The sequence below is a fragment of the Frankia umida genome (assembly GCF_023242945.1).
GTDB lineage: Bacteria > Actinomycetota > Actinomycetes > Frankiales > Frankiaceae > Frankia > Frankia umida.
In genome coordinates this window covers 112,484-126,538 of record NZ_JALKFT010000002.1, presented here as the reverse complement: position 1 = coordinate 126,538, position 14,055 = coordinate 112,484, and the positions used below count along the sequence as shown (strand labels likewise).

The 14,055-nt window shown below is 71.8% G+C and carries 14 protein-coding genes; 10 read left to right on the top strand and 4 right to left on the bottom strand.

Going from position 1 to position 14,055, the window contains the following annotated elements; translation table 11 throughout:
- Positions 1-79: 79 nt before the first annotated feature.
- Positions 80-904 (top strand): shikimate dehydrogenase family protein, encoded by an 825-nt coding sequence (locus MXD59_RS02710; RefSeq protein ID WP_248823446.1) that lies wholly within the window; start codon positions 80-82, stop codon positions 902-904.
- A 76-nt stretch (positions 905-980) separates the two neighbouring features.
- The gene (locus MXD59_RS02705) at positions 981-1,982 is read left to right on the top strand and encodes an ROK family protein (protein WP_308301629.1); all 1,002 of its coding nucleotides are present in this window, start codon (positions 981-983) and stop codon (positions 1,980-1,982) included.
- A 236-nt stretch (positions 1,983-2,218) separates the two neighbouring features.
- Here MXD59_RS02705 and MXD59_RS02700 read toward each other — a convergent pair whose 3' ends face one another.
- The 3 genes from MXD59_RS02700 to MXD59_RS02690 are packed head-to-tail and all read right to left on the bottom strand — an operon-like array spanning position 2,219 to position 5,488.
- Positions 2,219-3,037: an HAD-IA family hydrolase gene (locus MXD59_RS02700; RefSeq protein WP_308301628.1), complete on the bottom strand. Its 819-nt coding sequence runs from the start codon at positions 3,035-3,037 to the stop codon at positions 2,219-2,221.
- Between the two features lie 55 nt (positions 3,038-3,092).
- The gene (locus MXD59_RS02695) at positions 3,093-4,262 is read right to left on the bottom strand and encodes a Gfo/Idh/MocA family protein (RefSeq protein ID WP_248823444.1); all 1,170 of its coding nucleotides are present in this window, start codon (positions 4,260-4,262) and stop codon (positions 3,093-3,095) included.
- Positions 4,263-4,321: 59 nt separating this feature from the next.
- Positions 4,322-5,488, bottom strand: coding sequence for a DegT/DnrJ/EryC1/StrS family aminotransferase (locus MXD59_RS02690; RefSeq protein WP_248823310.1), 1,167 nt, complete (start codon positions 5,486-5,488; stop codon positions 4,322-4,324).
- 349 nt (positions 5,489-5,837) lie between these two features.
- On the opposite strand from MXD59_RS02690, the gene MXD59_RS02685 reads away from it, so the two are divergent.
- From MXD59_RS02685 to MXD59_RS02675, 3 genes are all read left to right on the top strand, one after another.
- A complete protein-coding gene (locus tag MXD59_RS02685; RefSeq protein WP_175084250.1) occupies positions 5,838-6,281 on the top strand; it encodes a type II 3-dehydroquinate dehydratase in 444 nt (147 codons plus the stop codon).
- Positions 6,282-7,194: 913 nt separating this feature from the next.
- Positions 7,195-8,142, top strand: a complete 948-nt coding sequence (locus MXD59_RS02680) for a hypothetical protein (protein ID WP_248823309.1) — start codon at positions 7,195-7,197, stop codon at positions 8,140-8,142.
- Between the two features lie 531 nt (positions 8,143-8,673).
- On the top strand, positions 8,674-8,982 hold the full coding sequence (locus MXD59_RS02675; RefSeq protein WP_248823443.1) for a replication-relaxation family protein: 309 nt from the start codon (positions 8,674-8,676) through the stop codon (positions 8,980-8,982).
- Between the two features lie 516 nt (positions 8,983-9,498).
- Here MXD59_RS02675 and MXD59_RS02670 read toward each other — a convergent pair.
- Complete coding sequence (locus tag MXD59_RS02670; protein WP_248823308.1) at positions 9,499-9,888, bottom strand: ArsR/SmtB family transcription factor; 390 nt, start codon at positions 9,886-9,888, stop codon at positions 9,499-9,501.
- Positions 9,889-9,988: 100 nt separating this feature from the next.
- On the opposite strand from MXD59_RS02670, the gene MXD59_RS02665 reads away from it, so the two are divergent.
- The 5 genes from MXD59_RS02665 (at position 9,989) to MXD59_RS02645 (ending at position 13,939) form a co-directional block, all read left to right on the top strand.
- Positions 9,989-10,525 carry an ArsI/CadI family heavy metal resistance metalloenzyme gene (locus MXD59_RS02665; protein WP_248823307.1) on the top strand — a complete coding sequence of 179 codons (537 nt, stop codon included), beginning with the start codon at positions 9,989-9,991 and terminating at the stop codon, positions 10,523-10,525.
- Between the two features lie 74 nt (positions 10,526-10,599).
- Positions 10,600-11,313 carry an aquaporin gene (locus MXD59_RS02660; RefSeq protein WP_248823442.1) on the top strand — a complete coding sequence of 238 codons (714 nt, stop codon included), beginning with the start codon at positions 10,600-10,602 and terminating at the stop codon, positions 11,311-11,313.
- A complete protein-coding gene (locus MXD59_RS02655; protein ID WP_248823306.1) occupies positions 11,310-12,002 on the top strand; it encodes an arsenate reductase/protein-tyrosine-phosphatase family protein in 693 nt (230 codons plus the stop codon). The genes MXD59_RS02660 and MXD59_RS02655 overlap by 4 nt, the downstream gene beginning before the upstream one ends.
- Before the next feature lie 43 nt (positions 12,003-12,045).
- Positions 12,046-13,497, top strand: a complete 1,452-nt coding sequence (locus MXD59_RS02650) for an FAD-dependent oxidoreductase (RefSeq protein WP_248823305.1) — start codon at positions 12,046-12,048, stop codon at positions 13,495-13,497.
- 31 nt (positions 13,498-13,528) lie between these two features.
- Positions 13,529-13,939, top strand: coding sequence for an arsenate reductase ArsC (locus MXD59_RS02645; RefSeq protein WP_163549329.1), 411 nt, complete (start codon positions 13,529-13,531; stop codon positions 13,937-13,939).
- Positions 13,940-14,055 lie beyond the last annotated feature (116 nt).

The following is a 14,055-nucleotide window of genomic DNA, read 5'->3' as shown; positions in this document are numbered from 1 at the left end:
CGCCGACGTACCCGCGCAGACCGACGTACCCGCGCAGACCACCGGGCCGGACACCGCCACCGGGCTCGGGCCGGCCCCGATGCCCACGGTCAGCGGCACCACGCGGCTGTATGTCGTCATCGGCGACCCGGTCACCCAGGTGCGGGCGCCGTCCCTGCTCAACCCGCTGTTCGCGCGGCTGGCCATCGACGCCGTGCTCGTCCCGGTCCAGGCCCGACCGGAGGCGTTCGGCACCGTTCTGGCCGGGCTCGCCGCCACCGGCAACGTCGACGGCGTGTTCGTCACCATCCCGCACAAGGTCGCGGCCTGCGAACTCGCCACCGAACGCAGCACCGCCGCCCAGATCAGCGGCAGCGCCAACGTGCTGCGTCGGCTGCCCGGCGGCGGCTGGGCAGCCGACAACTTCGACGGTGCCGGCTTCGTACGCGGCCTGGCCCGAGCCGGTCAACCCCTGGAGGGGACGCGGGTCGCCCTGATGGGGGCGGGCGGGGCCGGCAGCGCGATCGCCGTCGCCCTGCTCGGCGCCGGCTGTCGCCAGCTGGCCATTCACGACCCGGACCAGGCGAGATGCGCGGATCTGGTGGCCCGTCTCGACGTGCACTGGCCCGGACGGGTGACGCGGGCCGTCCGACCCGCGTTGGCCGACGCGGATCTCGCTGTGAACGCGACCCCGCTCGGTCTGCGCCCCGACGACCAGCTGCCGTTCCCTCCGGAGGCGCTGCCAGCCGGCGCGCTGGTGGCGGACATCATCATGAAGCCGGCCCGCACCAGGCTGCTCGACGCGGCCGGCGCGCTGGGGCTGCGCACCCATCCCGGCATTCCCATGCTGGCCGAGCAGGTGGACCTCTACCGGGAGTTCTTCGGCTTCACCGCCCCCGGCGGCGACGTCGCCGCCTCAACCTGACCCAACCCCACCAGCTTCGCCCCCCACCAGCTCTGTTCCCGGACAGCTCGGTCCCCTGCCGTGAAAGGCGCGTCCCATGCCCATGCCCGCGTCCGCACCGACAACGGGGGTGCTCGGCATCGACATCGGGGGCACGAAGGTCGCGTTGCGCATCGAACCCTCCGGCGCCGACGGTGGCCCGGGCAGCGGCGTCGATGTCGCACCGGTGGAGTCGTCGTTTCCCTGGACGCCCGCCGCCAGCGCCCCGCGGGACCTGGCCGATCTCACCGACGGGGTCGCGGCGCTGCGGGCCCGGTGGAACGGTCCGCTCACCGCGGTCGGCGTCGCGATGCCCGCCACCGTCGATCCGGCTGGTCGGGTGACGACCTGGCCTGGCCGGCCGAGCTGGACCGGCCTGGACTTCGGGGCGGCGATGCGCGGGCTGGTGCCCGGGGCCCGCGTCGCCCACGCCGACGACGGTGACCTCGCCGCGCTCGCCGAGGCGGCCGCGGCCGACTGCCCCGATCTGGTCTACCTGGGCATCGGCACCGGGGTCGGCGGCGGGCTCGTGCTGGCCGGCCGGCCCTGCCCGCGCCCCGGCCATGGCTCGGCGGAGATCGGGCACATGCTGATCTCGATGACCGGCGCGGTGTGCACATGTGGGCGCCGCGGCTGCGTCCAGGCGACGGCCAGCGGCCCCGCCACCCTGCGTCGCGCCGCGGCCTACCGCGCCGCCACCACCGCCAGCGTCGACGAGCCGGACGGCGGTGAACCAGGCGGCGGTGAGCCGGCCGGCGTCCCCTTCGCCGAACTGCGCGCGGGCTGGTTGGCGGAGGCCGACTGGGCGGTCCGCGCGGTGCGGGAGAGCACCCAGGCGGCGGCCGTGGCCGTGGTCAGCCTGACCGAGGTCCTGCATCCGAGGCTGGCGGTGGTCGGCGGCGGGTTCGCCGACGGCCTGCCGGGCTTCGCCGCCGCGGTGGACGAGCAGGCCCGCGTCCTCGGTCGACCCGGGCATCCGCCGGCGCCGGTCCAGGCCGCTGTCCTCGGCGGACTGTCATCTCTGTCCGGCGCCCTGCTGCTGGCCCGCCAGGCCGACTGACCGCGACCCGCGACCCGCGACCGGCGACCGGCGACCGGCGACCGGCGTGACCAAAGTGGCGTCGCGAGCCGCGCTAATCCCGAGCATGTCGATCTTTGTGGTCCTTCTACAGGGCTCACGGCGTAATTCTGTCCGTTTCGTCCCTGTAGAAGGACTCATCCGCTCCGCCAGGCCGCCCGCGGCGACGACTGCCCGTGACAGCGATGTCGTCCCTGAGCATGCGTGGCCCTGCTCGGCTAGTCGCCGGTGAGAATCCGTTCGCCCACCGAGGACGATGCCGCGGACGACGGGACGACGGTCACCACATCCGTGCGCGCCGCGGGCACCTCCGGTACGCCACCGCTCGACCGCGTCGGAGCCGGGACCGTCGCCGCCGGGACCGGGCTCGACTCACCGAGCAGGACCAGCAGGTCGGACGGCCGGTGCAGGACGGCATCCGGTGCGGCCGCGATCAGCTCCACACCGTCGGTCTCGCCCCACAGGGCCGCCGCGGCCATCACCCCGGCACCGCGGGCGCTGTCGAGGTCGGCGACCGCGTCCCCGATCATCACCGCCGTGCTCGCATCGGCGCCGAGCAGCGCCAGGGCGTGCAGGACGATGTCCGGTGCGGGCTTGGGCCGAGCGATCTCGTCCGAGCCGATGACGTGGTCGAACAGGTCGAGCACACCGAGCACACCGAGCAGGTGACGGGCCCGCGACCCCGCCTTTCCGGTGGCGACGGCCAGCCCGTAGCCGCGTTCCCGCAGGGTGCGCAGCAGGTGCGCGACACCGTCGAACAGGACGACCTCGCTGGCGAGGCGGTAGCTCTCCCGGACGAAGGGCTCCTCCATCTCCAGCGGCAGATTCATGATCCGCATGATGTCGGGGAAGTAGCGGCCCAGGTGGCGCTCGTACTCCTCGAAGGGGGCCAGGCCGTCGCCGACGACCTCCGCGTAGGCGATCGTGAACGCCTGGCGCATCACCCCGAAGCTGTCCACCAGGACACCATCGAGGTCGAAGATCACTGCCTGGCGTCGGACGACGACGGCCTGCCCGTTCTCACGTTCCGTTCCCACATGCCCCCCTTGGCTCACTGGACATCGGCGGTGGTGATGATGGCTGGGCGGAGCGTCATCGGCCCGCGGGGACGAGATCCGGCGCCTGGCGGGACGCGCGTGCGCAGGCGTAGAACCGTTCGATCGCGGCGATCGTCGGACGGACCTCGGCGATCGCCCGACCACGGGAGGCCGGGTCGGCCAGCATCGCCGGCAGTTCGTCGAGCTGCCGGCGGTACTCGGCGCCGATCGGTTCGTCCGGCAGGGTCACCGGACTGGTCTGGCCGGTGCGGGTGAGGGTGAGCAGCGACCGGTCCTGCCGGTTCGGGCCGAACCCGAAGGTGCAGCGCAACGACACCGTGCCGCCCGTACCTTCGACGGTGATCGCGGTCAGGTCCCGCGCCTCGTGCGAGGCCCAGCTCGCCCGCAGCGCCACCGACGTGCCGTCCTCGGTGACCAGGAAGCCCCGCGCGGTGTCCTCCACGTCGCCACCGACCCGCGGCGGCTGCTCCGGCGCCGGCTGCCCGTCCGCGGGCTGGTCACCGTGTCGCCAGGCCGCCGCCCAGGCACCGTCGTTGACGAAGTCGTCCGACGTCGTCCCGATCACCTCGCGGAACCGGACGGCTCCGAGCAGCGGGGTGAGCGTGTCGAGCAGATGCCAGCCGAGGTCGACCAGCGCGCCGCCACCGGACTGCTCGCGGCGGGTGAACCAGCCGCCGGCGTCGGGAATGCCCCGGGCCCGCACCCAGGCCAGATCGACGTGTCGGATGGCGCCGAGCGACGCCGCCACCTCGTAGAGCCGGCTCACGTCAGCCCGGTAGCGCGCGGCGCTGCCGGCCAGCAGCGTCGCGTCACCCGCCTGCTCCGCCGCTGCCAGCCGGTCGGCCTCCGCCGAGCTCAGGCACACCGGCTTCTCCAGGAACACCGGGATGCCCGCGGCCAGCAGCCGTTCGGCGATGTCGGCATGGCGGTTGTTGGGTACCGCCACCACGGCCAGGTCGGGCCGGGCGGGACCCGCGGCGGCCAGCTCGTCGACGTCGGCGAACACCGCCAGCTCCGCCGACCCGGACGCCCCACCGGCCGCGTCCGTCTCCTGCCCCGCGGGGGCGAGGTCCGTGGCGACGGCGGTGCGCGCGGCCGGGTCAGGATCGACGACGGCGGTCACCGCGAACCGTGGATGTTCCCGTAGCCGGGGCAGCCAGATCGAACGCCCAGCCCAACCCAGCCCGACGACGGCGACCCGCAGTGGCGCTGCGTCGAGGGACGGGTCGCTCGCCGCGGCGGTCGCCGCGGAGGTCGCTGCGGTCACTGGGCCGCGATCACGTCGGCCACGACCGCTGCCACCTGGTGCATCTGCTCCTCGGTGCCGAGCAGGGTGCGGTGGTGCAGCCAGATGCCGTCCGCGCTGAGCGCCTCGGTGTTGGGGCAGCGGGCCGCCAGCTCGTCGACCGTGGTGTCCGGCGCGCCGGTCTCCCAGAAGCCGTTCGACCGGTAGATCGACCGGAAGGCGGCGAAGGCCGGCAGGCCACGCTCGAGGAGCGCGTCGACGAGTGCGTTGCGTCGGTTCTCACCCAGGCCCGGCACCCGGAACATCGCCATGTAGTGGGAGTTGCGGTCACAACGCTCGTCGCGGCTCTGCGGCACCACGCCGGGGATGGCCGCGAGTGCTTCGGCGAGCACCGGCCAACGCTGCTCACGGGTGTCGATCTGACCGGCCAGCCGACCGAGCTGGGCCCGCAGGACCGAGGCGGAGAACTCGTTGAGCCGGAAGTTCGAGCCGGAGGTCTGGTGGAAGTAGCGGCGGTCGGTGCGCGGCCGGCCACAGCTGTGCCGCAGGAACGCCAGCTCGAACAGCTCCGCGTCGGGGAAGGTCACCGCGCCGCCCTCGCCCGCGGTCATGAGCTTGCCGTTCTGGAAGCTGAACGCCGCCACCGAGCCGAGCTCGCCGACCTTGCGGCCCTGCCACTGGGTGCCGTGCGCGTGCGCGGCGTCCTGCAGCAGCGGGACGCCGGTGTCGGCCGACAGCTTGGCCAGCGCGTCCATGTCGGAGATCTGGCCGGCCATGTGCACCGGCATGATCGCCTTGGTGCGGCTGGTGACGGCCGCGGCGGCGGCCTGCGGGTCGATGCAGTAGGTGTCGAGGTCGACATCCACCGGCACGGCCACGGCGCCGAGGCGCTGCGCGGCCTGCGAGGACGAGATGAACGTGAACGCCGGGACGATGACCTCGGTGCCCGGGCCGACCCCGAGAACCTGCAGCGCCAGCTCGAGGGCGTGCGTGCCATTGGTGACGGCCAGCGCGTACTCGGCGCCGTGATAAGCACCGAATTCGCGTTCGAAGCTGTCAACCTCGCTGCCGCCCATGCGCCACCACTGGCCCTGCTCCAGAGCCCGGATCAGACCGTCGCGCTCCTCGTCGGAGTACTGCGGCCAAGCCGGCAGCTCCGGTGCGCGTAGCACTTCACCGCTCATGGTCCCCACCCTTTTCTTACGTGACGATAAGGTACGCGTAAGGATCTCGGCCGTCGACGGTTCATTACCGTGGGTTGTCCGCAGAATCCGCACGAGTGGTGCGCGACGGACCGTACCCCACCCCCCGAGAAGCTTCGGCAGGCCCTGGCTCACATCATACGAAAACCAATCCGCAACCAATAGCCCCGCTACGATCGGGTGATCATGGGCGGCCAGGCCGCCGGGCCCGTCGCCGTCCGCTGGGCTGGCCTTTCGCCACGGTCCGCAGAGGCCACAGCACGGCTGCGGTAGCCTCCGGGCCGGTGCCGGCCGCCGCGGCCGGTCGGGTCGGCAATGTGATGAGGACACTGTGAGCACGCTGCTGCTTCTGAACGGACCCAACCTCGGCATACTTGGTCGGCGGCAACCCGAGGTATACGGAACGGCAACCCTTGACGACATTGAATCCGCAGTCGGTGCACGGGTGGCCGAGCGGGGATGGAAAGTACTCTCGATTCAGCGGGAATCCGAGGGCGAGCTCATCCATGCGATTCAGGAAAACTATGACTCGGTGGGTGCGATCGTCAACCCCGGTGCACTCATGATGTACGGCTGGAGCCTTCGGGACGCTCTGGCCAACTATCCCGCACCGTGGATCGAGGTGCACCTTTCCAACGTCTGGGCGCGGGAGTCCTTCCGACACGAGTCGATTCTTTCCGCGCTGGCCAGTGGCGTCGTCGTCGGGCTGGGCGCCCTGGGCTACGAGCTCGCCGCGTCCGCCCTGCTCGAACTGGTGTCGCCGGCAGGCGCCTGACCTCCCGGCCCCCGCCGAGGGCCCGCGCCGGACCGGGGCCCGAGGCCGCCGGACCGCGCGGGCCACGGGCTTCGATTCCGGCGAGATCCACGACCGCCACGCCCCGGTCCGCCGCCCGCGCCCCGAACGCCGATCGGCATCGGCGGGTCGCGTTTTCGCCCTGGTGGCTCCCGCCACGTCCAGGCAATCATTTATGAGACAACCACCAGCCGGATAGCTGCTATTCACCGCCGATGCCATGGACATGAGGACCGACCGCGGCCCATATAGGCGGGCGTACAGCACGTGCGCACCGCCGCCGCACCCGACCCGACCGCGGGATGGCCGACATAAGAGACGCCTCCCGCGGCGCCGCGGTCCGCCACCCGCCGGATCACGGCCGATGGCTTCGTGACCGCCGACACAGTCGACTCACCTTGTTCACCGGCCCGGCCGGTAAACCTGACGGTCCGCCCGATCGCTATTCCGGACAATGGACATTTTCTTCCGTCAGGCCAGCCGCGGACTCGACCGGCGCCGGCACCGACGCCTCACCCAGACCGACGCCGGGACCGCCGACCCGACGGTTATGCCGGACTGTCCTGAACCGCGACTCCCCGTCGCCCCGCCACGGGAGAACCCGCGCCGCCGCCCACCCACCGGATACCGGCCGGCACGCGGTGAAGCGGCAGCGCACGATCCTGCCTGGGACGACACGTCGGATGCGGGCGGGGCGCCTGACCCGCCCCGGACCTGTCAGTACGGTCCGTGCCCGGTCAGCGCGCCAAGGTGCCCCAGGGGAGGTTCGTACAGCATCTACGCAGAACCGGGCGAAGTCGCGCCTGGTGGTTTCGGCTCGTGTACCTGCGCCTATCACGCCCAGTGACGGAGCCCAGTCGGCGGCGGCGCAGGCGCTGACCAAGGCGGGTACCTGATGGTCGCGGACGTTACGGCCGTGGCGGACGGGCCGGCTGTGGTGCCGTCGGCGGCGGGACGAGACCCGGCGGCCACCCTGGTCGCCGTGATCATGGTTGTGGTCGTCGGCCTGACCTTCGCCTTCGGGTTCGGCAATGTGTTCCAGCTCGGGCTGCGTCTGGGAGTGCCGATCTGGGTCGCGCCGCTGGTGGCCCCGGCGGTCGACTTGTCCGTGGTGGGCCTTTTGCTGGGGACCCGGCAGCTTGCGGTGCAAGGCGCGCCGCCGGAGCTGCTGCATCCAGCACGGCGACTACTAGTCTTTTCCAGCGCAATCACGCTAACACTTAACGTAGCAGAACCGGTGATCGCAGGAGACTACGGAAAAGCCGCGTTCGACGCGGTCGGGCCAGCTTTGCTGATCGGCTGGTCCGAGGTGGGCCCGGGGCTGTTGCGCGCGATGCGCCACCCCACCACCTTCCACCCCGTCGTCCCGGACCAGCCAGCAGACACCGACGGGGCAACGGTGGCCACCACCGTGTCGGCGCCAACCAGAGGCGAGAGCCCCCAGGCCGAGGCGGCGGCAGGTCCGGCGCAGCGCGCTCCCGGCCGGCCGAGCACCGTGGTGCTCGACGGCTCGCTACTGGAGCGCGCGCGGCGCGAGGACGCCCGCTACTGGGCAGAGCACCGCCGTCCAATCTCCTCGGACGAGCTGCGCAAACGACTCAAGGTCGGCTCGAAGCGGGCGCGGGCCCTGGTCACGCAGCTACGCACCGAGGCGCACCGGGTGCTGGAAGAACACGCTCCCAACGCCGGCGTATCCGAGGGCGGCACGGCCGCGACCGCGCCGGAAGCTGACGACAGCGCCACGGACAGGCCGCCAGCGGTGGTCGTGTTGGACAACGTCGACATGGTTGATCTCGGACCGGTCAAGCCGGCCAGGACCGGCACGCTGGCCGCCGTCGGATGAGGGCCCCGTCCCGATGACGGGATCGGCGTGCCGTCCCGAATGCTGGCCGGAATGTCCTGGTGCGGACGCGTCAGCCCACCCACTCCCGGCCTGGCCCGCCATCCGCCCGTTCTTCCTGCCTGCTCGTCGATCTCCCCCTGCCCGATGACCCTCTTGGGAGCTCTCTCCGCGTGATCACGAACCCTCCGGAGCGGACCTACCTCGGCCGCCGCGCCTACGCCCGACCCCACCGCGCGCGTCGTCTCCAGCGGAGAACACCGGCTTTGGCTGGCTCACCCCCTCACTACGAAGGACCAGCGGGTCGCACGCCTGATCCACGACCCATCAGATCGTCGAACTCGGCTGGACTACTCGCCGATCGGCGAACACCCGCCCGCTGGAGCTCTACCGGCGGCGGGTTCCTGATCATTACCAACCGCTCGCGGTCAGCGGGATATTCACCCGGCTGGTCCATCACGCCCGCCAGCCCGAGGTCACCGGCCGGCTCGCGGCCGGTGACCGGAGGAACGCTGCGCCTGCCCGTTCGGGGACATCGTCCAGCCCAACGCGCACGGCCGGTGGGCGCAGGGCCGCGCCGAGGTCGAATGGTTCCTCGAACCGGATTTCGGCACCGAAGCGCTCCGCCGCCTCACCTTCAAGATCGACGCCTACGGCCGGCTCGCCAAAACGATCAGGATCGACACGCCGCTCCTGATCTGGACTACCACCCGGCCCCGCGAAGCCCGCCTCCGTGAGGTCCTTACTGAGGCGCTGCGCAACCTGGATAACCCGACGCGGGCGCCGGTCTCGACGACAGCCGCAGACCTCGCCGAACCTGTGAGCATCTGGGCGCCACCCTGACCCGCTGGCATCCCCTCACCCACCTTCGCCGCCCATACCCGGAACCCGAAGGCGCCGTCGAGGCGATACAGCACGCCCTGACAGTGCTCGACGGCCGTCCCACCCGAGATGTGATCCAACGGGCCGGAGAGATGTGGCGGCAGATGGACACCCAATGGTCCCACGTGCCCGCCGTCCAAAAACTCGGCGAGCAGGTCCGATCCTCCCGCCTGGCCCTCGAAGCCGGCCAGGCCCCGACAGAAACGGTGTAGGACACCACACCCCTCCCGGACGCATCAGGGGACCGGACATGCAACGACGCGACTCATCGATGATCGACACCGAGGTGGATCTACGGGCTCGACGCCGACCACGTATTCAAGATCTACGCCGACCCGGCGCAGACGGCATCGCTGTTGACGCTGAAGGACTGCGCCATCCCTGCCTCCACGGCCACTGCGCGTTGAAGGAGGGCGCCGAGGAAGTCATGGACGCCCCTCCTTCTGGCCGGACTCGTGCTGTGCGGATGCGCCATGTCTACTGTGCGGGGCCGAACATGACGGCGAGGCTGTTCAGTGCGCCGGGTACGGGCCGGTAGTAGGCCCAGACGCCGCGTTTGTCGCGGCTGATCAGGCCGGCGTCGACGAGGACCTTCAGGTGGTGGCTGACGGTGGGTTGGGTCAGCCCGAGGGGTTCGGTGAGTTCGCAGACGCAGGCTTCGTCGCCGCCGCGGGCGTAGATCATCGACAGGAGGCGTAGTCGGGCGGGGACGGCGATGGCCTTGAGCACGGCGGCGAGCTGGTCGGCGTCGTGGGCGGACAGGGGTGCGGTCCCCAGCGGGGTGCAGCAGGCCCCGAGTGCGCCGCCAGTGAGGTCAGGCGGGTCGGGGAGCGCCGCGGTGGGGGCGGGTATCGCGGTCGTGGCCATGGGGTCCAGCATGCCACGAGGGATTGACAGCGGTCGATGTCTGCGAGCATGCTCCGTCCCACAGTGATATAGACAACCGTCAATGTGTGGGGTGATCGTGATGGCGCGGGTGCAGTTGGCGTTGAACGTGTCCGATGTGGACGCGGCGGTGGAGTTCTACTCGAAGCTGTTCGGGGTCGGGCCGGCGAAGCGGCGGGCGGGGTATGCGAACTTCGCGGTCGACGTGCCGCCGTTGAAGCTGGTGCTGATCGAGAACCCGGACGTCCGCGGCAGCGGTGTCGCGGGAGCGTTGAACCATCTCGGCGTTGAGGTCGAATCCACCGACGAGGTCACCGCCGCGACGACCCGGCTGGCCGGGGCCGGCCTGGAGACCGCGGTCGAGGAGAACACCGCCTGCTGCTACGCGGTGCAGGACAAGGTCTGGGTCGACGACCCCGACGGTGCGCCGTGGGAGGTCTACACGGTGCTCTCCGATGTCGTCGACGGGTCGGTGCCGACGTTGCGGACGGTGGAACCGGGCAGCGGGTCAGGATCGGGGCCGGGGTCGGCCTGCGCCTGCGGGCCGGGGGTGGACTGCGGCCCCGCCGTGGACACCGTCGACGTCGCGATCGAACCGGCGCCCGCCGGCGCCCGCTGAACCCCGTGGCGGATATCGAGCCGGGTGGCCGGTCGTCGCTGACGCGGCGGCTGGCCGCCGAGGCGGTGGGCAGCATGCTGCTCGCCGCTCTGGTCGTCGGGTCGGGAATCGCCGCGGTCCAGCTCAGCCCCGGCCAGGTCGGGTTGCAACTGGTGGAGAACGCCGCGGCGACCGCCGCCGGCCTGTTCGCCATCATCCTCATGGTCGGCCCGGTGTCCGGGGCGCACTTCAATCCGGTCGTCACCCTTGTCGACGCCGCGTTCGGCGGCGTGTCATGGCGCGACGCCGCCGCCTACCTGCCTGCGCAGGTCGCCGGCTGCATCGGCGGGGCGGTGCTGGCGAACCTGATGTTCGACCGGTCGGCGGTGTCGATCGCGACCCACCACCGGGCCTCGGGAGCGCATCTGCTCGCCGAGGTCGTCGCGACCGCCGGCCTGATCCTGCTGATTTTCGCGTTGGTCCGGTCGGACCGGGCCGAACGGGCCCCGGCCGCGGTCGGCGCCTACATCGGGGCGGCGTACTGGTTCACCAGCTCGACGAGTTTCGCGAACCCCGCGATCACCGTCGGCCGGATGTTCTCCGACAGCTTCGCCGGGATCGCCCCCGCTTCCGCACCCGCGTTCATCGCCGCCCAGGTGGTCGGCGGGGCGGTCGGCTACGGGCTGGTCCGGCTGTTCTACCCCCCTACCGCCACGGCCCGCGCGCAGGCTGCGCAGGTCGTGCTGCCCCATGCCGACCCGGCGACCGCGAACGGCGCGGAGCCGCCTGCATCCCGAGGTGTGTCATGATCGATCCCGCATCCCCCACCCGGCTGGACGCCCTGACCGGGGTGGACCCGGCGACCGTCCGTGCGCTGCGGGCCAGCGCCGACCGGCTCGCCTACGACACCACCTTCACCGCCGGCGAGGTGGAGGAGGTGTTCGTCGACTCCTACGCCCGGCTCGCGCGCACCGCCCAGGTCACCCTGTTCCTGCCGACCCTGGCCGAGCGGCTGACCCGGGAACGCCTCGAAGCCCTCGGAGCGACCCGCGGGCTGATCGCGAAGAGGGTGCCGGAGGTGCTGTTCGTCTGCGTCCGTAACGCCGGCCGTTCGCAGATCGCCGCGGCGTTCACCCGCCACTACGCCGGGACGGCCCTGCATATCCGCACCGGCGGCTCCGACCCCGGCGAACACATCCACCCCGAGGTGATCGCCGCGATGAAGGATGTCGGGCTGAGCCTGGAGGAGGAGTTCCCCAAGCCGCTGACCGACGACATCCTCGCCGCCGCCGACGTCGTCATCACCATGGGCTGCGGGGACCGCTGCCCGTATGTGCCCGGGAAACGGTACGAGGACTGGCCGATCGACGACCCCGACGGCGCCCCGGCCGAGCAGGTCACTCTCGTCCGGGACGACATCGACCGCCGGGTCCGCGCCCTGGTCGCCAGCCTGCTACCCGGCCAGGTCCTGCCGCCCACCCGCACCGCCCACTCCTGACCAACCCCCCACCAGGCCGAGCTGTGAAGGGACAGGCTTCGTCGTGCATCTGGTCGCGATCGGCGGCAGCGACGCGGGGATCTCCGCGGCGCTGCGCGCCCGTGAACTCGACCCGGCCACCGAGGTCACCGTCGTCGTCGCCGACGACTACCCGAACTTCTCCATCTGCGGCATCCCCCGCTACCTCTCCGGTGAGATCGGGCACTGGTCGAACCTGGCCCACCGCAGCCACGCCGACCTCGAAGCCACCGGCATGTGCCTGCGGACGAACACGCTCGCCACGGCCGTCGACGTCGCCGCCCACCGGCTGACGCTGCGCGGCCCGAGCGGACGCGCCGAGCAGCTGCCCTACGACAAAATGATCATCGCCACCGGGGCGCTGCCCGCCGTGCCCCCGATCTCCGGCCTCGCCGACCCCGGCGACCTGCTCACCCCCGCCGCGGGCGGCGGCCTGGGCCCCTCGGACGGGGTCCATCTGCTGCATTCCATGACCGACGCCCACACGATCATGAACAGTCTGGCCGGCCGGCAGCCGGCCACCGCAATCGTGATCGGCGCCGGCTACATCGGCCTGGAGATGGCCGAAGCCCTCACCACCCGCGGCCTCGCCGTGACCCAGATCGAACGGGCCGCACAGGTCCTGCCCACGTTGGACCCGCAGCTCGGCGCGCTCGTCGCCGCCGAACTCGCCGCCCACGGGGTGCAGGTCCGCACCCGCACCGCCGTCCGAGCGCTGACCGTCGCCGGACCGGGCGCGCCCGGCCGGCTCGCGGTCGACGCGGTCACCACCCGGCCGGACGGCACCAGCCGCGCGTTCACCGCCCACGCCGACCTTGTCCTCGTCGTCACCGGTGTCCGTCCCGACAGCCGACTCGCCGCCGCCGCCGGCGCCACCCTCGACCAGCGCGGGGCGATCGCGGTCAGCGAACAGATGGAAACCGGCCTGCCCGACATCTACGCCGCTGGGGACTGCGTCCAGACCCACCACCGGCTGCTGGGCACCACCTGGCTACCGCTGGGCACCACCGCCCACAAACAGGGCCGCGTCGCCGCAGAGAACGCCCTCGGCCGCCGGCGCACCTTCGCCGGCAGCCTCGGCACCCAGGTCGTCAAGGTCTTCGACACCGTCGCTGCCCGCACCGGCCTACGTGAGCACGAAGCCACCGCCGCCGGCTACAGCCCCGCGACCAGCCAGACCAGCACCGACGACCACAAGGCGTACTACCCCGGCGCCCACCCGATCACGATCCGGATCACCGGTTCCACCAAGACCGAGCGTCTCCTCGGTGCGCAACTCGTCGGCCGCCGCGGCAGCGAGGTCGCCAAACGCGTCGACATCTACGCCACCGCGATCCACCACCACATGACCGTCGACGCCGTCAACGACCTCGACCTCGCCTACACCCCACCCCTGGGCTCGCCCTGGGACGCCGTCCAGATCGCCGCCCAAACCTGGCTCCGCGACCACCACGGCACCCGCCGCACAACCCCCTGACCGCCCCCTCACAGAGAAGGATCGCGCTTCCATGACCACGAAACCCTCGGTGCTGTTCGTCTGTGTCCACAACGCCGGCCGTTCCCAGATGGCCGCCGGCTGGCTCACCCACCTCGCTGGCGACCGCGTCGAGGTCCGCTCCGCCGGCTCCGCCCCCGCTGACCAGATCAACCCCACCGCGGTCGCCGCCATGGCCGAAGTCGGCATCGACATCACCGACCAGACCCCGAAGATCCTCACCGTTGACGCGGTCGAAGCCTCCGACGTCGTCATCACCATGGGCTGCGGCGACGCCTGCCCGATCTTCCCCGGCAAACGCTACGAGGACTGGAAACTCGACGACCCCGCCGGCCAGGGCATCGACGCCGTCCGCCCCATCCGCGACGACATCCGCACCCGCATCGAACAGCTCCTCGCCGAGCTGCTCCCCGTTCCGTCCTGACCTTCCCGGCTCGCCACCACCGGACCACGCGGTGACACAGCACGGCACCACAGCCAGCCGTCGCCCCCCCCCCGGCGCCCCCCGGGCGGCGCCCCCGCGCCAAGACCCCGGCCCCA

Bases quoted from the DNA above. Each gene is read 5' to 3' on its own strand.
- MXD59_RS02710 (WP_248823446.1), top strand. From the start codon at position 80: ATGCCCACGGTCAGCGGCACCACGCGGCTGTATGTCGTCATCGGCGAC.
- MXD59_RS02705 (WP_308301629.1), top strand. From the start codon at position 981: ATGCCCATGCCCGCGTCCGCACCGACAACGGGGGTGCTCGGCATCGAC.
- MXD59_RS02690 (WP_248823310.1), bottom strand. From the start codon at position 5,488: ATGAGCGGTGAAGTGCTACGCGCACCGGAGCTGCCGGCTTGGCCGCAG.
- MXD59_RS02680 (WP_248823309.1), top strand. From the start codon at position 7,195: ATGGTCGCGGACGTTACGGCCGTGGCGGACGGGCCGGCTGTGGTGCCG.
- MXD59_RS02670 (WP_248823308.1), bottom strand. From the start codon at position 9,888: ATGGCCACGACCGCGATACCCGCCCCCACCGCGGCGCTCCCCGACCCG.
- MXD59_RS02665 (WP_248823307.1), top strand. From the start codon at position 9,989: ATGGCGCGGGTGCAGTTGGCGTTGAACGTGTCCGATGTGGACGCGGCG.
- MXD59_RS02660 (WP_248823442.1), top strand. From the start codon at position 10,600: ATGCTGCTCGCCGCTCTGGTCGTCGGGTCGGGAATCGCCGCGGTCCAG.
- MXD59_RS02655 (WP_248823306.1), top strand. From the start codon at position 11,310: ATGATCGATCCCGCATCCCCCACCCGGCTGGACGCCCTGACCGGGGTG.
- MXD59_RS02645 (WP_163549329.1), top strand. From the start codon at position 13,529: ATGACCACGAAACCCTCGGTGCTGTTCGTCTGTGTCCACAACGCCGGC.